General features: G+C 70.4%; 18 protein-coding genes. 7 read left to right on the top strand and 11 right to left on the bottom strand.

Annotated features, from left to right (window positions below):
• Positions 1–482 precede the first annotated feature (482 nt).
• The 6 genes from D892_RS0114620 to D892_RS0114595 form a co-directional block, all read right to left on the bottom strand.
• Positions 483–2,543 (bottom strand): CocE/NonD family hydrolase, encoded by a 2,061-nt coding sequence (locus D892_RS0114620; protein WP_024801949.1) that lies wholly within the window; start codon positions 2,541–2,543, stop codon positions 483–485.
• A gap of 396 nt (positions 2,544–2,939) precedes the next feature.
• Positions 2,940–3,677, bottom strand: a complete 738-nt coding sequence (locus D892_RS0114615; RefSeq protein WP_024801948.1) for a phosphoglyceromutase — start codon at positions 3,675–3,677, stop codon at positions 2,940–2,942.
• Between the two features lie 193 nt (positions 3,678–3,870).
• The gene (locus D892_RS0114610; protein ID WP_024801947.1) at positions 3,871–4,776 is read right to left on the bottom strand and encodes an ROK family protein; all 906 of its coding nucleotides are present in this window, start codon (positions 4,774–4,776) and stop codon (positions 3,871–3,873) included.
• A gap of 127 nt (positions 4,777–4,903) precedes the next feature.
• Positions 4,904–5,395 (bottom strand): YbjN domain-containing protein, encoded by a 492-nt coding sequence (locus D892_RS0114605; RefSeq protein WP_024801946.1) that lies wholly within the window; start codon positions 5,393–5,395, stop codon positions 4,904–4,906.
• A 14-nt stretch (positions 5,396–5,409) separates the two neighbouring features.
• On the bottom strand, positions 5,410–6,762 hold the full coding sequence (gene mshA / locus D892_RS0114600) for a D-inositol-3-phosphate glycosyltransferase (RefSeq protein WP_024801945.1): 1,353 nt from the start codon (positions 6,760–6,762) through the stop codon (positions 5,410–5,412).
• A 175-nt stretch (positions 6,763–6,937) separates the two neighbouring features.
• The gene (locus D892_RS0114595) at positions 6,938–7,762 is read right to left on the bottom strand and encodes an alpha/beta fold hydrolase (protein WP_024801944.1); all 825 of its coding nucleotides are present in this window, start codon (positions 7,760–7,762) and stop codon (positions 6,938–6,940) included.
• A gap of 287 nt (positions 7,763–8,049) precedes the next feature.
• Between D892_RS0114595 and D892_RS0114590 the strand changes: the two genes are divergently transcribed.
• A complete protein-coding gene (locus tag D892_RS0114590) occupies positions 8,050–8,784 on the top strand; it encodes an SDR family NAD(P)-dependent oxidoreductase (protein WP_024801943.1) in 735 nt (244 codons plus the stop codon).
• A gap of 180 nt (positions 8,785–8,964) precedes the next feature.
• Here D892_RS0114590 and D892_RS0114585 read toward each other — a convergent pair whose 3' ends face one another.
• Both D892_RS0114585 and D892_RS0114580 read right to left on the bottom strand, forming a co-directional pair.
• Positions 8,965–10,158 (bottom strand): Ig-like domain-containing protein, encoded by a 1,194-nt coding sequence (locus tag D892_RS0114585; protein ID WP_051499676.1) that lies wholly within the window; start codon positions 10,156–10,158, stop codon positions 8,965–8,967.
• 98 nt (positions 10,159–10,256) lie between these two features.
• Positions 10,257–11,342 carry a UDP-N-acetylmuramate dehydrogenase gene (locus D892_RS0114580; protein WP_051499674.1) on the bottom strand — a complete coding sequence of 362 codons (1,086 nt, stop codon included), beginning with the start codon at positions 11,340–11,342 and terminating at the stop codon, positions 10,257–10,259.
• A 59-nt stretch (positions 11,343–11,401) separates the two neighbouring features.
• Here D892_RS0114580 and D892_RS0114575 point away from each other — a divergent pair, with 59 nt between their 5' ends.
• The 3 genes from D892_RS0114575 to D892_RS0114565 all read left to right on the top strand — a co-directional run bounded on the left by D892_RS0114575 (position 11,402) and on the right by D892_RS0114565 (position 13,279).
• Positions 11,402–11,893 (top strand): DUF2505 domain-containing protein, encoded by a 492-nt coding sequence (locus D892_RS0114575; RefSeq protein ID WP_024801940.1) that lies wholly within the window; start codon positions 11,402–11,404, stop codon positions 11,891–11,893.
• A 91-nt stretch (positions 11,894–11,984) separates the two neighbouring features.
• Positions 11,985–12,500, top strand: a complete 516-nt coding sequence (locus D892_RS0114570; protein ID WP_024801939.1) for a DUF2505 domain-containing protein — start codon at positions 11,985–11,987, stop codon at positions 12,498–12,500.
• Entirely contained in the window at positions 12,470–13,279 is an 810-nt protein-coding gene (locus tag D892_RS0114565; RefSeq protein WP_024801938.1) for a hypothetical protein, read from the top strand. Before D892_RS0114570 ends, D892_RS0114565 begins: the two co-directional genes overlap by 31 nt.
• Positions 13,280–13,484: 205 nt before the next feature.
• Here D892_RS0114565 and D892_RS0114560 read toward each other — a convergent pair whose 3' ends face one another.
• On the bottom strand, positions 13,485–14,966 hold the full coding sequence (locus D892_RS0114560) for a hypothetical protein (protein ID WP_036568862.1): 1,482 nt from the start codon (positions 14,964–14,966) through the stop codon (positions 13,485–13,487).
• A 158-nt stretch (positions 14,967–15,124) separates the two neighbouring features.
• Positions 15,125–15,733 (bottom strand): hypothetical protein, encoded by a 609-nt coding sequence (locus D892_RS0114555; RefSeq protein ID WP_024801936.1) that lies wholly within the window; start codon positions 15,731–15,733, stop codon positions 15,125–15,127.
• Between the two features lie 116 nt (positions 15,734–15,849).
• On the opposite strand from D892_RS0114555, the gene D892_RS0114550 reads away from it, so the two are divergent.
• A complete protein-coding gene (locus tag D892_RS0114550) occupies positions 15,850–16,611 on the top strand; it encodes a DUF2993 domain-containing protein (RefSeq protein ID WP_024801935.1) in 762 nt (253 codons plus the stop codon).
• A 65-nt stretch (positions 16,612–16,676) separates the two neighbouring features.
• Here D892_RS0114550 and deoC read toward each other — a convergent pair whose 3' ends face one another.
• Positions 16,677–17,363: a deoxyribose-phosphate aldolase gene (gene deoC / locus D892_RS0114545; protein ID WP_024801934.1), complete on the bottom strand. Its 687-nt coding sequence runs from the start codon at positions 17,361–17,363 to the stop codon at positions 16,677–16,679.
• A gap of 154 nt (positions 17,364–17,517) precedes the next feature.
• Here deoC and D892_RS0114540 point away from each other — a divergent pair, with 154 nt between their 5' ends.
• Positions 17,518–18,063: a GNAT family N-acetyltransferase gene (locus D892_RS0114540; RefSeq protein WP_024801933.1), complete on the top strand. Its 546-nt coding sequence runs from the start codon at positions 17,518–17,520 to the stop codon at positions 18,061–18,063.
• 79 nt (positions 18,064–18,142) lie between these two features.
• A complete protein-coding gene (purU, locus tag D892_RS0114535; RefSeq protein WP_024801932.1) occupies positions 18,143–19,024 on the top strand; it encodes a formyltetrahydrofolate deformylase in 882 nt (293 codons plus the stop codon).
• The last annotated feature ends 46 nt before the right edge of the window (positions 19,025–19,070 follow it).

Below are 19,070 nucleotides of genomic sequence, written 5' to 3'. Positions count from 1 at the left end.
AAGGTAGGACGATCGGCTACCGACGAGTAGCAAAACGGCCGAAAATCATGGGCAGCACAACAACACACCTTCGGCATCGTTATCGCACCCCACCAGCGAACAGCCGGACTCGACCGCGGAACCTCGGAGGATTCCAGCCGCGCGCGCAAGTTGCCGACGCGAGCACGGAGACCGTCGGCCAGGGAATGGGAAACTGCTGCTCGAGCCGCCGTACAACCGACCGCGGCCGTGCTGTGAGATCCGCGTGTCCGCAGGTACCGTCGCCGGTGGCCGGAAGCGGCTCGTAGTGCACCCGACCACCGGCGACGGTCGTATCCGAGATAGTGCCCGGCAGTGCCGAACACCGATCAGTATTCGGAGCAGCCAGGGCACCCGGCTTGGTCCCCGGCCCGAAATCTGCGACGGGGCAAGCGCACCGCGATCGGCACCCGAACCTGAGCTGCGTGTCGCCGCAAGGATCACACGCTCGTGGGCTTCCCGGACTACCAGGCGGGGTTGCCGCGGACCGGGATGTTCACGAAGCTGGGGGCGGTCGGATCCAGTTGGATGTGCTGGGGTTTCAGGCCCGTGTCGATCAGCATGGGCATGATCGGGAGGCCCTTGGGGAAGGTGCCGGCGAAGACGTCCACGCGCAGGCGGTGGCCGGGTTGCAGGACCGCCTCGGTGGCGGGGAGTGCGAGGTCGAGCGTGGTGACCTCGCCCGGGACCGTGGGTTGCCGCTTGTCCAGCGAGGTGTACGCGCGCGGATCGGTGTAGTCGCCGTTCTCGGAGCGCGTGCTGCGGGACTCGTCGATCTGCCGCAGCGAGGCCATCAGCTGGCCGGACGACAGCACGGTCGACTGCCCGTCGGGAGCGACGTCGTTGACCGTCGCCACCCAGTAGCCGTCGGCCGCGTCCTGAACGGTGTTGAGCCGCACCGCGATCGGGCCGGAGAGGGTGGTCGGGACCGCGACCGGATCGCTGGTGAAGGTCAGGCCGTTGAGCTCGGCCACCCGCGAATCCTTGGCGCAGCCGTCGATGATCGACAGGACGCCGGCGGTGGCCTGCGCGGCGTCGTTGGAGCAGACGGTGGTCAGGCCGGGGGCCACGGTGAGGCGGCCGGTGTCGTCGTCGGGCGCGCTCGTCAGCGAACCGTCGTACGCGCTGTTCGCGGTGCCACTTCGGCGGGCGGACAGGTACATCCGGCGATAGGCCGATGCCTCCTCGGCGGGCGCGGACGGGCCGAATCCGTCCCGGGTCGTCCAACCGCCGCCCTGCTGACGCAGCGTCACGGGGCCGTAGGTGTCGATGCCGTTGTCGATTCCCTTGAGCCACTTGTCGAACCACGCCCGCTGCAACACATCCAGCCGGGGCGGCAGGCCGGGCCTGCCGTACTCGCTACCCGAGTTGAGGTGGTAGGTGTTGCCCATGAACAGCTGCTTCTGCCCGGGCGGCAGCGAAACCTCGTTGTAGATCTTGGATTCCGAGTAGGTGAACAGGTCGTGCCAGCCACCGGCGACGAAGGTGGGGATGTCGATCGAGCTCGGGTCACCCAGCCACGCCTGCCGTTCCGCGGTGTAGTCCGACAGCATCTGCTTCACTCGCGGATCCAGATCCTCCATCCGGGTGCTGGTGTAGGCGGACAGCAGCACGTCCATGTACGTGTAGGGATCGGCCATCCGATCGCCGAGCCACCGGGTATCGAACTTGCCGTTCACGATCGACTGCACGTCCGGTACCCACTTCAGGCTGTTGATCGCGGTCAGCCACAGCGGGATGAAGTTGAAGCCGAAGCCGCCGCCGGGCGCCAGCACGTCGTTGATCAGGTCGCTGCCGGGCACCACCGGGAAGATCGCCTTCAGCGCGTCCGGGTGCTTCTCGGCGGCCTGCACCTGGTTGATGCCCGAGTACGAGATGCCGTTCATGCCGACCTTGCCGGTGGACCACGGTTGCCGCGCGGTCCAGTCGATCACCTCGACGGTGTCCTGCTGCTCCCGCTGGCGCAGCATGTCCCACTCGCCCTGCGAGAAGCCCGTGCCGCGCACGTCGACCACGACCTGGCTGTAGCCGCTCTTGATCAGCTGCCGGTCCACCGTGAAGCTGCGCAGCTCGCCGCCGCCGAAAGCCTTCGTCAGGTCGGTGATCCCGGACAGCGGGGTGCCGGAGAGATCGATCTGCCGGAACAGGTTCAGCAGCGCGTCGGACAGCCCCGGGATCGACTGGGCGTGATCGGCGAGGTTGGAGACCAGCTTGGTGTACGGGGTGAGGTTGACGACGGTGGGCGTCCGCGTGTCGGCGGGGCGGCCGGCGGCGTCGGCGGGGCGATACACGTTGCCCTTCAGCACCGTGCCGTCGCTCATCGTGATCGGCACGTCCCAGTCGATGTGGATGTTCGGATACTGCTGCGGGCCGTCCTGGGCCGCCGTCCACGCGGCACCCGCGGCTCCGCCGTCCGGGCCGGTGGCGGTGGGTCCCGCGGTGGCCGTGGTGGCCGTGGTGACAAGGAAGGGGAAAACCATGGCCGTAACGACCGCCGCTACCGTCATACGCAGCACGTACTTCATCGGACGTGATCCACCTCTCGAATTGGTCAAGCGACCGGAAGCTTATCTACTCGCGGGTAAGTTGCAAATAGCCGGTTACATCAATCGGAGCGAAAGTCTCTCGGCCGATCACCCCTCCCCCTCGGAGACGAACGTGCAGGGGAGGCTGCCGATCACCATCCACACCGCGCGTGAGCGGCCCGGATCCGGCTTCCACCACCACACGCCCGACCGAAGCGGCTCAGCGACAAGACGATAGCCGTGCCGTCACGAAAGAGAGGTAGTTCACAAACCGATCCGTCCGAACCTTATCCGCACAACCTCGGCAACGACAGCGGACGCTCCGTGTCGGGCACAAAAGGAAACGCGCTGCGGCACAGGACCGCAGCGCGCTTCGGAGGAGGGATCGGCGGGGTGTTACCTGCCGCCCTGGTTCGCGACCGCGGCGGCGCCGGCCGCGGCGGCCTCCGGGTCCAGGTATTGGCTCGGGCCGGTCGGGCGCAGGTTCTCGTCCAGCTCGTAGCGCAGCGGGATGCCGGTGGGGATGTTCAGGCCGGCGATGTCGGCATCGGAGATACCGTCCAGGTGCTTCACCAGGGCGCGCAGCGAATTGCCGTGCGCGGCAACCAGAACCGTCTTACCCGCCACCAGCTCCTGGGAGATGGTCGACTCCCAGTACGGGACCATGCGGGCGACGACGTCCTGCAGGCACTCGGTCTGCGGGACCTCGGTACCGGTGTAGCGGGGATCGCCGTCCTGGCTGTACTCGCCGCCCGGCTCGATCGGCGGCGGCGGGGTGTCGTAGCTGCGGCGCCACAGCATGAACTGATCCTCGCCGTACTGGTCGCGGATCTGGGCCTTGTTCTTGCCCTGGAGGGCGCCGTAGTGGCGCTCGTTCAGCCGCCAGTCGCGCACCACCGGGATCCAGTGCCGGTCGGCGGCGTCCAGGGCGATGTTCGCGGTGCTGATCGCGCGGCGCAGCAGCGAGGTGTAGACGATGTCGGGCAGGATCCCGTTCTCGGCCAGCAGCTCACCGGCGCGCTTGCCCTCGGCCGCGCCCTTGTCGGTCAGATGAACGTCCACCCAGCCGGTGAACAGGTTCAGGGCATTCCATTCGCTCTCGCCGTGGCGCAGCAACACGAGGGTGTACGTCATGCGCGCTATGCTAACGCGCCCCGCCGGGCGTCCGGGGAGGCCAGTCGGGCCGGGGAACAGGTCGGTCGCATGCCTCGGGACCACCGCTGTCCGGAGCCGTGGTCCGCGGCCGTGCCCGTGTTCGCCACCACAGAGGAGTTTTTCGTCCCTGGTCGCCTGTGTCCGGGCGGCTTGATACCACCGCTCCACGCACTCAGTCGTACTCGTCGGCCGTAGCGTGGCCCGCCGCGAGGACGCCCGCGCCGGTCAGGGTGGCGCCGTTGCTGATTCGCGAAGGGACGACCTGGAGGTGGCGGATGAAGTCGAGGCGGGCGTGGGCAGCTATGGCCGCGCGCATCGGATCCCACAGGGGTGCACCGGATTCGGCGAAACCGCCGCCGACCACGACGCGGTCGATGTCGAGCAGTGCGGCGGCCGACGAGATCGCTTGTCCCAGTGCGGTTCCGGAGCGGTCCAGGGCCGCCAGGGCGATCGGATCGCCGGCGTGGGCGGCCTGTGCCAGTTCCGCGCCGGTATCGCCGGTCCACCCCTGTTCCCGGGCCCAGCGCACCGAGGACATGCCGCTCGCCACCGCCTCCACGCAGCCGGCACCACCGCACCCGCACGGCGCCTCGGAACCCGGCACCACGATGTGACCGACGTGTCCGGCGTTTCCGGTGCGGCCCACCGCGACTCGGCCGTCCGCGATGATTCCGCCGCCGATTCCCGACGAGACCGTCATCGCCAGGCCGTTGCGCACCCCGCGCAGACCGCCGACGTGATGTTCGGCCAGCGCCAGGCAGGCACCGTCGACGGCCAGCCGGACCACGGCGGCGGGAAACGCCTCCTGCACCGCGGGCACCAGGGGAAATCCCGACCGCCATTCCGGAATATTCAGCGGCGCAATGGTTCCCGACCGCACGTCGACCGGCCCGGCCGACCCGATGCCGACCGCCGTCACCCGGGTGTCCCCCGCCACCGCCGCCAGCAGATCCCGGCACGTCTCCCAGACGGCCGCCGCCGGCACGGCGGCCCGCCGCACGTCCCGCACCAGCCGACCGGCGCGCACCACACCGGCCGCCAGCTTGGTCGCTCCGATATCGAGTGCCAGAACAGTCATCGCGAAGCCACCTTCTACCCACCCGGCGCGGCCGTGCCGGACCACCCGCATTCTGACCCGTCGCCCTGGCGCCGGGCCACTGCTCCCGCCCGCGCACCGGCCCGTTCCCGCGCTCCGGGCATGACGGTCAGGAGTCCTCGGTGTCCACCAGGTGTTCGAAGGCGCGGAGGTTCTTCAGGGATTCGCCGCGCGAGACGCGCCACTTCCATTCGCGGCGAATGGATTCGGCGAAGCCGAGCTCGAGCAGGACGTTGAAGTCGGCGTCGACGGCCTCGAGGATCTGGCCGAAGATGCGGTCGAGTTCGTCGGCGGTCACGGTGTGGGTGGCGAAGCGGCCGACCATGTAGATGTCGCCGACGCGGTCGAGGGTGTAGGCGACGCCGTAGAGCCGGCGGTTGCGGCGCAGCAGGAACTTGTAGACGCCCTCGAAGTTCTCGTCGGGCTTGCGGCAGACGAAACATTCCACCCGCATGCCGTGCTTGCCGATCGTCAGCATCACGGTGGTCTTCAGCTTGCGCTCACCGGGGAGCACGACGATGAAGGTGTCCTCGCCCTCGCGGGTGTAGTCCACCTCGCGTTCGCGCAGGGTGTCCTCGATCAGCTCCGCGGTCTCTCGGATCGGGTCGTGCTCGGTCACCGGCGAACCACTCCTGTCCGGCGCCGCCACAGCGCCCGCGATCTGGCCTGGCTGCTCTCTGCCTGCAACGTACCCACCGGGCGCGAACGCATGCCCCGGTACCCCGCCAATGTCTGCGCATAGCTGTCCAGCAGGCCCTCGGCGGTGTGCTCCCAGGAGAATTCGGCGGCGTGCCCGACCGCGACGGCGCCCATGCGGCGCAGGCGGGCCGGATCGTCGAACAGCGAGCCGAGCGCGGCGGCCCAGTCGTCGATGCGATGCCCGGGCACGAGCAGCCCCGACACCCCGTCGCGCACCGCCGTGCCCAGGCCGCCCACGTGCGCGGCCAGCACCGGCGTGCCGGTGGCCTGCGCCTCGATGGCGACCAGGCCGAACGATTCGTTGTAGCTGGGCACCGCGACCAGATCGGCCGCCCGGTACACCCGGACCAGCTGGTCGGGGGGCTGCGGCGGCAGGAACGTCACGCGGTCGGCGATCCCGAGTTCCGCGGCCAGGTCGATCAGCGCGTCGGGGCGGTCCAGGCCGGTGCCGGACGGGCCGCCGACGATCAGCACGCGCAGCGGGCGGTGCGGCTGATCGCGCAGGACCCGCGCGGCCGCGCGCACCAGGACGTCGGGGGCCTTCAGCGGCTGGATGCGGCCGACGAACGCGACGATCTGCTCGTCGGGGTCCAGGCCGAGTTCCGCACGGGCCGCCGCGCGATCACCGGGGCGATACCTGCTCAGGTCGGCGCCCGGGAGCACCACATCGATCCGCTCGGGCTCGGCGCCGTACAGCTCGACCAGCTGCCGCGCCTCCTCGCGGGTATTGGCGACCAGCCGGTCGCCCTCCGAGACGATCTGCTTCTCGCCGATCTCCCGGCCGGGCGGCTCCGGGCTGTCGCCCTCGGCGAGATGGGCGTTCTTGACCGCGGCCAGCGTGTGCGCGGTGTGCACCAGCGGCACCCGCCAGCGATCCCGGGCCAGCCAGCCGACCTGGCCGGACAGCCAGTAGTGCGAGTGGATCAGGTCGTAGTAGCCGGGTTGGTGCCGTGCCTCCTGCCGCAGCACCTCGGCGGCGAACGGGCACAGCTGGGTGGGCAGGTCGTGCTTGTCGAGGCCCTCGAACGGGCCCGCCACCACGTTGCGCACCAGCACACCGGGCGCGGCCTCGACGACCGGCTCGTCGTCGGAGGAGGTGGCGCGGGTGAAGATCTCCACCTCGACCCCGCGCCGGGCCAGCTGGATCGCGGTTTGCAGCACGTAGACGTTCATGCCGCCCGCGTCGCCGGTGCCCGGCTGCGCCAGTGGCGACGTGTGCACCGACAACACGGCTATTCGATCCGGCCGTAGGTCCGTGCGTTGACTCACCGCTCCAGTGTGCACGCCGGGCGGCGCGGACCGTCGCGACCTCCGTCGCCAAGTGACCGTAGTCACAAGGTAATTCGCCGCCGCGGCGGCCCTTCGCCGGACCGCCGCGCGCCCACCGGAGCGCCGGAGCATGTCATCGATCACATCCGGCGAACGCCGAACGGGGCATTGCGGTTCAATCCAGTCCGGTGACGAATGCGGTGATCTCCGCGGCGAAGCGGGCCGGATCCTCGACGAACAGACCGTGCTGGGCGTCGTCCCAGTACGAGGTGCGGGCGTCGGGGACGGTCTCGGCGATGTAGCGGCCGTTGTCGACGGGGACCACCGGATCGGCGGTGCCGTGCAGGATCAGCACCGGAACGTCCAGGGTGCGTAGCGTTTCGGTGTTGTCGACGGTGCGGTAGAACAGCGCCTTGCGCACCCGCGGCGGGGTGGACAGGCTGCCGCCGAACAGGCGCTGGGCATCCTCGCCCCGGTCGCGCCGGCTGCCGGTATTGGCATTGCCGAATGCCGCGAAGCCGCGCATGGCCCGGCCCGGGCTCTCCTCGAACACGTCGGGGATGGCCTGCCGCATCGCCGGGCCGGGCTCGGCACCGGGCACGCCCCGCCCGATTCCCGCCTGTGAACCGCAGTAGACGATGCCCGCCACCGCGCCGGTGCCGTACGCCGTCAGATAGTCGCTGAGCACGATGCCGCCGTAGGACCAGCCGAGCAGCACCGCGCCGGTCTCGATCCGCTCCGCCGCCAGCACCGCGGCGATGTCGGCGGCCCAGATCTTCGGATCGTCGTAACCGGTCTCCGGCGCCTCCGAGTAGCCGTGCCCGCGCAGGTCGACGGCGATCACCCGGAAGCGTTCGGCCAGCAATCCGGCGGCGGTCCCCCAGCAGCGCAGATTTCCGGCCCAGCCGTGCAGCAGCATGAGCGGCTTCCCGTCGGCCGGGCCTGTCACCCGGTACACGATGCTGGTCCCGTCCGCGCCGACTACGTCCCGAATTGCCATGCGGTCAGGCTAGCCACCGCAGCGGACCCGGTCACCGGGCATGCGACGCCGGTCCTCGTCGGCCCGGCATGCTCATGACCGGCCACCTGTGGATTCCCCTCCGGGAGGGCGGGAGGTCGCAGTGCACGCCGGTGACGACGGGCGCCGGGGCAGTACCAGCTCGGCGGCGCGGGGCAATTCAGGTGGATGCCGGGCCGACGCGCTGGACCCGTTCTGCCCGGCGCATGACATCGCCGAGCACGTAACCGCACACTGCCGAGTGAATTGCCGGCACATATGCTCAGGGCATGAGCATTCGCACCGCTGTCGTCACTGGAGCCAGTTCGGGAATCGGCGAAGCGACCGCACGGGAACTCGCCCGCCAGGGCTTTCACGTGTACGTCGGGGCCCGGCGGGTGGATCGGCTGAAGCGGCTGGCCGACGAGATCGGCGGCACCGCACTGCCGCTGGATGTGACCGACGAGGCGTCGGTGCGGGCGTTCACCGAGGCGGTCGAGCGGGTCGACGTGCTGGTCAACAATGCCGGCGGCGCCAAGGGGCTGGCGCCGGTGGCCGAGGCCGATCTGGACGACTGGCGCTGGATGTGGGAGACGAATGTGCTCGGTACGCTGCGGGTCACCAAGGCGCTGCTGCCGAAGCTGATCGACTCCGGCGACGGATTGATCGTCACCGTCACGTCGATCGCCGCGATGGACACCTACGACAACGGTTCCGGCTACACCTCCGCCAAGCACGCTCAGGGCGTCCTGCACCGCACGCTGCGCGGCGAGCTGCTGGGCCGGCCGGTGCGGCTGACCGAAATCGCCCCGGGCGCAGTGGAAACCGAGTTCTCGCTGGTCCGGTTCGACGGCGACGCCGAGCGGGCCGCGAAGGTCTACGAGGGTATCGATCCGCTGGTCGCCCAGGACGTCGCCGAGGTCATCGCCTTCGTGGCCGGTCGGCCGGCGCACGTCAACCTGGACACCATCGTCGTCAAGCCCCGCGATCAGGCCGGTCCCGGCCGCTTCGCACGCCGCAGCTGATTTCCGATTCGGCCGACCACACAACGACATTCGACCCGGACACCACCGCCGCCCGACCTCGCAACCGAACCGAGCCCAACCGCCTCGCGCGCCACGGCCGATTCCGAATTCACCGGCCGCACAGCGACGTTGGCCCCGGCCCGCGCTACCGGACGACGATCCTGGAGCGCGGCGCGGCCGTCAGCGGGTACCGCCGACCGGGCCCGGCGGCACCGGGGTGGCGGAGACGACCGACTTGGGCTCACCGTGCAAGGCCGACATGGTTTTCCAGGTTTCCCAGTCGATGGTCCAGTCGTAGATGTCGCCGTCGGCGGCCGACAGGGCGATGGAGGTGCCGGTGACCTCGACCGGATCGCCGTACATCGCCGTCGGGAAGAAGGCCTGCGCGTCGCCCGTGCTCAGGTTTATGCAGCCGTTGGTGACGTTCGTATTGCCCTGCGCCCCGGACGATTCCGGGTTTGCGTGGATGAACTCGCCGTTGTTGGAGATGCGGACCGCCCACCGTTCACGCACGTTCTCGTAGAACGGCGGATTCGACATCATGAAATCCTCGTACTTCTCGGTCACCACGTGGGTGCCCGAGCGGGTCACGTTGCGCGCCTCGTTGCCCTCGCCGTAGCTGCACGGGAAGTCGAAGACCGTCTGGCCGTCGCGGACCACCTGCACCCGGTGGCTGGGCGCGTAGCCCTGCACGATCTGGCTGCGGCCGATCTTGAATTCGGAGGTCAGATCGCCGTAGCCGTAGGCTCCCCCGCCGAGTTCGACGCCGTAGAGCTTGCCCGAGAACTTCACGTCGGTGCCCGGCGCCCAGTACTCGCGCGGGCGCCAGTGCGCGCGGGAGCCGCCGCCCTCGTCCGGCAGCCAGGCCCAGCCGCCCTCGGTCTCCGGCGTGGTCGTGACGGTGAGCGCCTTCTCCACGGCGGCCTTGTCCACTACGTGGCTCTTGAACTGCAGGATGAGCGGCGCCGCGATGCCGACCTCCTGACCGTCGCCGATGTTCAGCGTGGCGGATACGGTCTGCTGGGGCGCCAGCGTGCTGAACTTGCCCTCGATCGGGACCGGTTTGCCGTCGGTGCCGGTCGCGGTGCCCGACCAGGTGTAAGCGGCGTCGTAGCCGAGCGGCTCGGTGATCTTGAACCCGGTGCCGTCCGGGGACAGCGCACCGGCGACCTGCTTACCGCTCGCATTGGTCAGGGCCACCTGGTCGATGCGACCGGCGGCCACCGTCACCGAGATCGGTGCGGTCGGATTGACGTCGGTGCTGCCGTTGCCGGGATCGAAAGTCACCTTGGCGACCGGTCCGTTGTCCTCCGGCGTCGATTCGCCGCCGTTCGAACATCCGGCCACCAGCGCGGCTCCCGCCAGCTGGGCCATCCCGATCAGCACGGCGCGGCGGCTGGTACCTCCTCGAATGCTCACTTCCTCGAATTTACCGCCACGATCGACCGGGCCGACCGTGGCACACGCCACCGCTAGAGGGTGACACCCACCGTCACCGGCTCCGGTTCCAACCGGATTCCGAATCGCTCGGCCACGCCGTCGCGGACCGTGCGGGCCAGCTCGACCAGGTCCGCGGCGGTCGCGCCGCCCTGATTGGTCAGCGCCAGCGTGTGTTTCGTGGACAGCCGCGCCGGCGCCCCGGCACCGGGGAAACCCTTCCCGAAGCCGGCTCGCTCGATCAGCCAGCCCGCCGAGAACTTCACCCCGCCGACCGCCGGATACGTGGGGACTGTGACATCGCCCACACGGTCGGCGATCGCCGCGCGCACCCGGTCCACACGCTCGTGCGGCACAACCGGATTGGTGAAGAACGAGCCCGCGCTCCAGGTGTCGTGGTCGGCGGGATCGAGCACCATGCCCTTGCGCGCGCGCAACCGCAGCACGGCCTCGCGCACCTGCGCGGCAGGCCGCGTCCCGCCCTCCTCCGCGTCGAGGGCCTCGGCCAGTTCGCGATAGCGCAACGGTGCGCTCGCGCCGCCGGCGTCGAGGGCGAACTCCACGTCCAGAACCACGGCCCGATCGCTGTGTTTGAGCACCGAGGTGCGGTAGCCGAAGCCGAGTTCGTCCGGTGCGGCCCAGCGGATCTCACCGCTCGCCCGATCCAGCAACCGCACCCGGCGCAGCAGGTGTTCGACCTCCACGCCGTAGGCGCCGACGTTCTGCACCGGCGTGGCGCCCGCGGAGCCCGGAATGCCCGACAGGCACTCCAGGCCGCCGCATCCGGCCGCGACCGTGGCCGCGACCACGGCGTCCCAATTCGCCCCGGCCTCGGCGACCACCCGGTGCGCGCCGCCGTCGGCGCCGATCTCGACTCCCTCGGTCGCGATCCGCACGACCACACCGCCGAATCCGGCATCGGAGATCAGCAGATTCGACCCGCCCGCAACCAGCAGCACCGGAACGCCCTCGGCATCGAGGGTGCGCACCGTCGCGACCAGTGCCTCGGTGTCCGCACAGTCGGCCACCAGCGCCGGGCCGCCGACCCGCAGGGTGGTCAGCTCCGCCAGCGGAACCGAATTGCGCACCCGCGCACCGGTCCCGGCCAGCAGCTCCCGCATTTTGTGGATCGGCACCACTCGAGACGTATGCACAGCGACAGACGGTAGCGTGTTGCACCATGGCGACACCCTTGGCGTACACGGCTCAGTACACGCATCCGGCCGACGCGATCCGTGCCGCGTTCGCCGACGAGCAGTATTGGAAGGACCGGATCGAGGAGGTCGGCGGCCCGAACGCGCGACTGGACTCGTTCAGCGCCTCCGTCGACGAGGAACAGGTGCACGTCGAGATGGTGCAGTCCATCCCGGCCGCGGAACTGCCCAGCGCGATCACCTCGGCGCGGCCCGGCGATCTGATCATCCCGCGCACCGAGAGCTACTCCGGCTTCGCGGGCACCTTCACCGCACAGGTGCAGGATGCGCCGGCCCAGGTGCGCGGCACCGTCACCCTCACCGACCAGGGTGAGACCGCTCGGGCCGACATCCAGGGTTCGGTCGAGGTGAGTATCCCGTTGTTCGGCAAGAAGATCGAGGGCGTCGTCGCCGAGAAGCTGCTGGAGTTGCTCGCCGCCGAGACCGACTTCACCAACGAGTGGATCGCGAACCGCTGACCGACCCCCCGTCGACGACCACCGGGCCGACGCGCGCACAAATGCGCCACGACTGCCGCACGGCCGACGGGCCCCGGTAGCCTAGCTCCCCATGGCTCGCCGACTGGACTACTCCGCCCGCTACCCGCTGCATACCACGAAAGAGTTGTACGCGGCGCTGTCCGACCGCGACTACTGGGATGCGCGGATGGAGGAGATGCGCAAGTACTCTCCCAACGAGGTGATCGCGCTGTCCGCGGGGGACAGCGGTATCGAGGTCGAGATTCAGCACATTCTGCCCCGTGACATGCTGCCCGAGATCGCCCAGACGGTGATGCGCAAGGACATGGTGATCACCCGCACCGAGACCTACGGCCCGTTCGGCCCGGAGGTCACCGGCGAGTACACGGCGGCGATTCCGGCCGGCCCCGGCAGCCTGGGCGGCAGCATGCACCTGTTCCCCACCGAGACCGGCTGCACGCTGCGCACGTCGTCGACGGCGAAGGTGTTCATCCCGATGCTGGGCCCGAAGTTCGAGCAGATGATGCTGATCAACCTCGTGGATCTGCTGCGGGCCGAGGCCGAATTCACGGCGCAGTGGCTGGAAGAACAGCACCCGACCAGCTGACACCCCGCAGGCCGATCGGCACGATCACCCGCGGCACCACCGGAATCAACCGGCTGCGGCGCAGCGATCGCTGGCTGACGCACGACGAACTGGTCCTCTCGCGGCTGTCGGCGGCCGCGGATGCGCTGGTCGTCGATCTCGGTTACGGGGCGAGCCCGGTGACCACCCTGGAGTTGGCGGCGCGACTGCGGCGGGTGCGCGCCGACGTGCGGGTGGTCGGCCTGGAGATCGATCCGGAGCGGGTGGTGCCGGGCAGCGACGGCGTGCTGTTCGCGCGCGGCGGATTCGAGCTGGCCGGATTGCGGCCCGTGCTGGTGCGCGCGTTCAACGTGCTGCGGCAGTATCCGGAGTCCGAGGTGCCCGCGGCGTGGTCGACGGTGCTGCGCGCGCTGGCGCCGGGCGGGCTGCTGGTCGACGGCACCTGTGACGAGCTGGGGCGCCGCTGCGCCTGGGTGCTGCTGGAGCAGTCGGGTCCCGTGTCGCTGACGCTGGCGTGGGATCCGTTCACCGTCGAGCGCCCGTCCGACGTCGCCGAACGCCTGCCGAAGGTCCTGATCCACCGCAACGTCCCGGGCGAACCGATACACACCCTGCTCACCGCCGCCGACCGCGCCTGGGCGCACGCCGCCCCGCTGGCACCCTACGGCCCGCGCGTACGCTGGCGCGAGGCCGCGAAAATATTGCGCGACAACGGTTTTCCGGTCCGCCGCTACCGCCGCCGAATGCGCGACTGCGTGCTGTCGGTGCCTTGGGAGACGGTAGCCCCGAACGACCGGTGAGCCCGCACCGCCCGCGAGCCGCCCGAAACTACAGGCCGACCGCCGACCGATGAGTTCCGCCATGCACGCGAGCGACACGGCCCGCATGCGGCCGATGGCCGCTGCCCACCGGGGGCACCGAACGTGGCTCATAGCCCGACCTTCAGCCTGCCGACCTGCCGGGCCTCACCTGGCGCGCGGACATTCGGAACCGGTGAGGCGGGAGTCAGCCGGATCGCAGGTCGCGTATGCGGCCGATGGCCGCTGCTACCGGAGGCACCGAGCGCGGCTCGTAGGGGAGGCGCCATAGGCCGCTGTGGAAGGCTCCTGTGGTGAACAGGGACTCCGGGTTGGGTGGGGGAGCCGGGGGTTCGAGCAGGTCGGCAACGAGTTTGGCCGCCAGCAGTGTGCGGGCGGTTCCGGGCTCGAGGAACTCGATGCCGTAGCGGGCGCAGCCGTGGCGGACGACTGTCGAGCGGGCGTCGCGGGCGGTTCGGCTCGCGACGAGCGGCGCCACGGCGTGGGATACGGTCCGTCCCTGGGCTTGTGACAACTGTGCTCGCCAGCGCGGTAGTCGCTGGGCCAGTGCGTAGTTCGGACCCGGTGTGGGTGGTAGCAGGTCGGCCACGCCCCAGCGTTGTCCCGCCTCGTCGGTCAGCTCGTGGCGATAATTCGGGCGGAAGAATGTCGAGCCGGAGAGCAGCCGGGCGGCATTGTGCGCCGCCCCGCGAAATCCGTACCGCGCCAGCCGTTCTCGTGCATCGGTCAGGACCTCGAACGGCACGGCGTAGCAGTCGGCCGGGGAACCCAGTTGCGCCAGTGCGGTTTCCGGGCGTAGCCGGGACACCGCGTCCGTGAGCAGGTCCGTCGCGGCCGCGACGCGCACACCGGCCGGGCCGGACGCCGTCGCATACCGTCCCAGCACCGGCCGGACGTCGGCCCCGAACTCGGCCTCGACCCACTGCACGAGAGAAGGGAGATGTGCGACGAGATCGGCGCCCGCGCGTCCCGCCAGGACCGGGAAACGCAGCCGTCCCGCTCCCGCGCGCGCCCGCTCCCGCAATTCCTCCCAGCGCCGATGGCCGGGCAGATCGATCGCCGAGACGTGTGCGCCCCATCGCAACAGCGGTCGCAGCGGGCCGAGCGCCGCATCGGCGCCGGTGACCACGATGCGAAAACCGGGTAGCGACAACCATTCCGGATGGTCGACGACTCGGTCCACCGCGGTGGCGAAACCGGGTTCGAGGACGCCCCGGCGTTGCCATTCGCGCAGTTGCCGCCGCAGCCGGTCGCCGGCCAGCACCTCGCCGCCCAGCGGAACCTCCAGGCGCTCGGCAGGTTTCGCCGTTCCGGCGACCTCCGCCGTCTCGACCGGAAGCACGGCGGACCCGAGCGCCGGCAGTTCCACCGCGTGCAGCGGGCGCACCGAGCGCCCGGCGGTCACGTGGAGCATCGCCCGCATCGCTCGCAGCCCGTCCGCGGCGATCCCGAGCGAGACGTCCGGGGCGCTGGCGGCCAGGGCGGTCATCCCGCGAAAGACCCGGCGGTACGCGCGGCCCCAGTCGCGGCAGGTTTCCACCGATTGCGCCAGGTCGGCGTCGTAGCGGCGCACGGCGTCGGCGATGACCGCCGCGGAGACCATGTCGGCGATCCGGCCGGTCGGTCCGGGCGGGAAGTACAAACCGCCGCTGCAGCCGACCCGCACCATAATCAGCCACCCTGCCATGAACGCGGACACCGGGAAACCCGAACCCGATGCCTCATTGCGGCACCACATCATTCCCGCTCGGGCGAATACCGCGCATGTCCGGCCGACGGTGAGCGGGCGGCAGGCGGTGAGCGTCAGTGTCTTTCAGGCCCGGTCTTTCAGGCCCGGGAGAGCGCGTGACGGACTCGGGCGGCCGTGCGGGGCGGCAGCGCCGCGACGCCGGCGCGCAGGTCCGCGCCCGCGCAGCGGTGGATGGCGACCGCATCGGCCACCACCTCGTCCAGTGCGCTCTGCCCTATCCCCGTCTCGGCGAGATCGAGCACCGTCCGCACCGGCGTGGTGACCAGGAACGTTCCCGCCGACTCGACATCGTTCGCCCGCAGCGGCCGACGCAGCACCACCAGCCGCGGCACGCTGGGCACCCGCCCGCCATCGGCCGACAGGTGCAGAAACCGCGGCCGCAGCCGCCCCAGACCGTGCAGTTCGGCCGCGCTGTGGTGACTGACCGCGGCACCGCCCTCGAACCACGCCGACCACATCGCGTATTCGTCCAGCGGCCCGCGCGGCCAATCCGTCATCCGCAGCAGCCCGACTCCGGCGCGGGCGACCGAACCCTCGGCGAGGGCCACCCGCACCCGCTCCTCGCAGCCCGTGCGCGAGGCCAAGCGGGTGGTGAAATACCCGGCATGCCGGTCGGCCAGCCGCCGCAGCACGCGCCACCCCCGCTCCGAATCGCGGATACGGCTGGCGGCGGCGCTACCGGACATGTGACCCAGGTTACGCCGGGGTTCTGTGCGGCATGTCACAATCACGGACGTCCTTGCCTCCGGCCCCTCATCCGTCCCACAGAGCGGGCTCAGAAAGCTCGGGAAGAATCGGTGCCATGAGTTCGAACACTCCAGAGACCGCGATCGCCCCCGGCCCGCCGCCGAGCGGACCGTCCGGGACCCGGAACGTGCGGCGGATCATCCTGATCGTCGGACTCGTCGTCGCGCTCGTCGCGGTCGGCTGCGTGGCCGCGGTCGAGACCTACTACCGCAACAAGACCGAGAACTGCATCGCCACTCAGGTCGAGCAGACGCTGGGTTCCAAGGTCTCGGTGGGCCTGGGTCCGAAACCGTTGCTACTCACCGCGATCGACCACCGGATCCAGTATGTGAACGTCGACAGCGACGACGCGAAGTTCGGGCCGGCCACCGATATGAAGGTGCACGTGCGGCTCGACGACATCCGGATGAACGACGACGGCGGCGCCGATGTCGGCAGCAGCAACGCCCGCGCCACCTGGAGCAACCAGGGCATCACCGACACGCTGAGCGGTCTGGTGTCCGGCGTCCAGTCGAATCCCGGCGCCGGCACCCTGGACGTCAAGGTGCTCGGCGGACTGGCCGGGCTGCAGGTCCGGCCGCAGATCGTCGGCGACAAGATCGAGGTGACCACGCAGTCCGCGCAGCTGTTCGGGCTCGGCCTGCCGACCGATCTGGTGGATGGCATCGTGCAGACGATGACCGAGAGCCTGCAGAGCTACCCTCTGGATATGCGGCCGACCGAGGTGAAGGTCACCGACAACGGCATCGAGGTCGCGCTCACCGGCGGCGCCACCAAGCTGGAGCCCGCCCAGAACGGCCAGGCCGCCACCTGCTGAGCCGCCACCTGCTGACCGGTCGGCGGGCCACTCCGGGAATCCGGCGTCACTCCGGGAATCCGGCGTCACTCCGGGAATCCGGCCAGGACGTCGCGCGACCGCGACAGCCCGAGCCGGGTGGCGCCCGCCTCGATCAGTTCGGCGGCCGCGGCGGCGGTCCGGATGCCGCCGCTGGCCTTGATCCCCAACCGGCCGCCCACCGTGTCGGCCATCAGCCGGACGGCGCGCGCGTCGGCGCCGCCCGCCGGATGAAATCCGGTGGAGGTCTTCACGAAATCCGCGCCGGCCCGCTCGGCCACCCGGCACACCTCGACGAGCACCTCGTCGGGCAGCGCGGCCGATTCGACGATCACCTTCAGCACGACCTGCTCGCCCAGCGCCTCGCGCACGGTGATGACGTCCGACAGCACCGCGGTGTAGTCGCGCGCCAGCGCCGCGCCGATATCGATGACCATATCCACCTCGGCGGCGCCCTGCTCGGCCGACAGCCGCGCCTCGGTGCCCTTGACCAGGGAGTGGTGCTTGCCGGACGGGAACCCGGCGACGGTGGCGAGCACCAACCCGGGCGCGTCGACCGGCAGCATCGCCGGCGACAGGCATACCGCGTACACGCCGAGCTGCCGCGCCTCCTCGACGGCGGTGGCGACGGTGGCCGCGGTGGCCTCGGGCGCGAGCAGGGTGTGGTCGATCATCGCGGCCACCTCACCGCGGGTGAGCGCGCGCGAACCTGAGTGCGGGGCGGGGTCGGCCATGGGCTCAGAGTCTGGCACATGCCACGCGGCGAATATCGTTGCGGCCGGGATCGCCGGTCGCGCACACTCATAGGAGTCGGCCCCCGCGGGCTCGGCGCTTCACTGCCGAATCGGAACGTGCGGATGTGCCCATCGCCGGGGAGGAGAATTCAGCGTGCTGATCCGTCGCGAACGGGGCGGCGACATCTCGGCGATCGATGCGGTGCACCGGGCCGCATTCGCCCGTGACTACCCCGACGCAACGACCGAGGAGTCCCCCGGCGCCTCCGCCGATCCGGCCGAGGTCGCGCTGGTGCACCGGCTGCGCAGCGATTCCGGCTGGATTCCGACGCTGTCGATGGTCGCCGAGGTCAACGACCGCGTGGTCGGGCACGTGTGCCTGACCAGGGCCGGGGTGGGCCCGTTCCCGGTGCTGGCGCTCGGGCCGATCGGTGTGCTGCCCGGCCATCAGGGCGACGGTGTCGGCTCGGCGCTCATGCATGCCGCGCTCGGCGCCGCCGACGCCCTGGACGAACCGCTCGTGGGCTTGCTGGGAAGCCTCGACTACTACCCGCGCTTCGGATTCGTCCGCGGATCGCGGGCCGGCATCCTGCCCGACGAGCCCACCTGGGCCTCGCACTTCCAGGTGCGGCCGCTCACGGCCTACGAGACGGGGATCGCAGGCGAGTTCCGGTACGCGGAGCCGTTCTACAGCCTGTGACCGGCCCGCCGTCTCTTCGTCGGCGTTCCGGGCCGCCCGAACCGGTATCCGCAGGTGCACAACCTGGGAGGATCGAGCCATGAGCCCGACCGCCGACGACCGCCGCTACGTCCTGATGCTGGGCTGTCCGGACCGGCCGGGCATCATCGCCCGGATCACCTCGTTCATCGCCGACTTCGGCGGATCGATCGTGGAGGCCGGCTACCACTCGGACACCGACTCGGGCTGGTTTTTCACCCGGCAGGCGGTGAAGGCGTCGACGGTGCCGTTCGGGCTGAGCGAACTGCGCGACCGGTTCGCCGCGGTGGCGGCCGAGCTGGGGCCCGAAACCGATTGGCAGCTACTGGATTCCGGCGCCCGGCGACGCGCGGTGCTGCTGGTGAGCCGGGACGGTCACTGCCTGCACGACCTGCTCGGCCGGGCGCTCAGCGGGGAACTGCCCGCGACCATCGAGGCGGTGATCGGCAATCATCCGGATCTGGCGGAGATGGCGGCGGCGCACAGCGTGGCCTTCCATCACGTGCCCTTCCCCCAGGATCCGGCCGAGCGGGGGCCGGCCTTCGCACAGGTCCGGGAGCTGGTGGACGCGCACGATCCGGATGCCGTGGTGCTGGCGCGATTCATGCAGGTGCTGCCCGCCGAGCTGTGCGAGCACTGGGCCGGCCGGGCGATCAACATCCACCACAGCTTCCTGCCGTCGTTCGTCGGTGCGCGCCCGTACCACCAGGCGTTCGCCCGGGGCGTGAAGCTGATCGGCGCCACCTGCCACTACGTGACCCCGGAGCTGGACGCCGGCCCGATCATCGAACAGGACGTGATCCGCATCGACCACTCCGACACCGTGCCCGACATGGTCCGCCGCGGCCGCGACATCGAACGCGTCGTCCTGGCCCGCGGGCTGCGCTGGCATCTGGAGGGGCGGGTGCTGGTGCACGGCCGCCGCACCGTGATCTTCGACTGACGCGCGCGTCAGTGTGATCTTCGACTGACGCGCGCGTCAGTGTGAT

It is taken from the genome of Nocardia sp. BMG51109, assembly GCF_000526215.1.
Lineage (GTDB): Bacteria > Actinomycetota > Actinomycetes > Mycobacteriales > Mycobacteriaceae > Nocardia.
Note: the sequence above shows the minus strand (reverse complement) of the source record. Positions and strands in the feature narration are given on the sequence as shown.

Excerpts from the sequence above, each read along its gene's own strand:
- D892_RS0114620 (WP_024801949.1), bottom strand. The coding sequence starts at position 2,543 with ATGAAGTACGTGCTGCGTATGACGGTAGCGGCGGTCGTTACGGCCATG.
- D892_RS0114615 (WP_024801948.1), bottom strand. The coding sequence starts at position 3,677 with ATGACGTACACCCTCGTGTTGCTGCGCCACGGCGAGAGCGAATGGAAT.
- D892_RS0114610 (WP_024801947.1), bottom strand. The coding sequence starts at position 4,776 with ATGACTGTTCTGGCACTCGATATCGGAGCGACCAAGCTGGCGGCCGGT.
- D892_RS0114595 (WP_024801944.1), bottom strand. The coding sequence starts at position 7,762 with ATGGCAATTCGGGACGTAGTCGGCGCGGACGGGACCAGCATCGTGTAC.
- D892_RS0114590 (WP_024801943.1), top strand. The coding sequence starts at position 8,050 with ATGAGCATTCGCACCGCTGTCGTCACTGGAGCCAGTTCGGGAATCGGC.
- D892_RS0114585 (WP_051499676.1), bottom strand. The coding sequence starts at position 10,158 with ATGGCCCAGCTGGCGGGAGCCGCGCTGGTGGCCGGATGTTCGAACGGC.
- D892_RS0114580 (WP_051499674.1), bottom strand. The coding sequence starts at position 11,342 with ATGCGGGAGCTGCTGGCCGGGACCGGTGCGCGGGTGCGCAATTCGGTT.
- D892_RS0114575 (WP_024801940.1), top strand. The coding sequence starts at position 11,402 with ATGGCGACACCCTTGGCGTACACGGCTCAGTACACGCATCCGGCCGAC.
- D892_RS0114570 (WP_024801939.1), top strand. The coding sequence starts at position 11,985 with ATGGCTCGCCGACTGGACTACTCCGCCCGCTACCCGCTGCATACCACG.
- D892_RS0114560 (WP_036568862.1), bottom strand. The coding sequence starts at position 14,966 with ATGGTGCGGGTCGGCTGCAGCGGCGGTTTGTACTTCCCGCCCGGACCG.
- D892_RS0114555 (WP_024801936.1), bottom strand. The coding sequence starts at position 15,733 with ATGTCCGGTAGCGCCGCCGCCAGCCGTATCCGCGATTCGGAGCGGGGG.
- D892_RS0114550 (WP_024801935.1), top strand. The coding sequence starts at position 15,850 with ATGAGTTCGAACACTCCAGAGACCGCGATCGCCCCCGGCCCGCCGCCG.
- deoC (WP_024801934.1), bottom strand. The coding sequence starts at position 17,363 with ATGGCCGACCCCGCCCCGCACTCAGGTTCGCGCGCGCTCACCCGCGGT.
- purU (WP_024801932.1), top strand. The coding sequence starts at position 18,143 with ATGAGCCCGACCGCCGACGACCGCCGCTACGTCCTGATGCTGGGCTGT.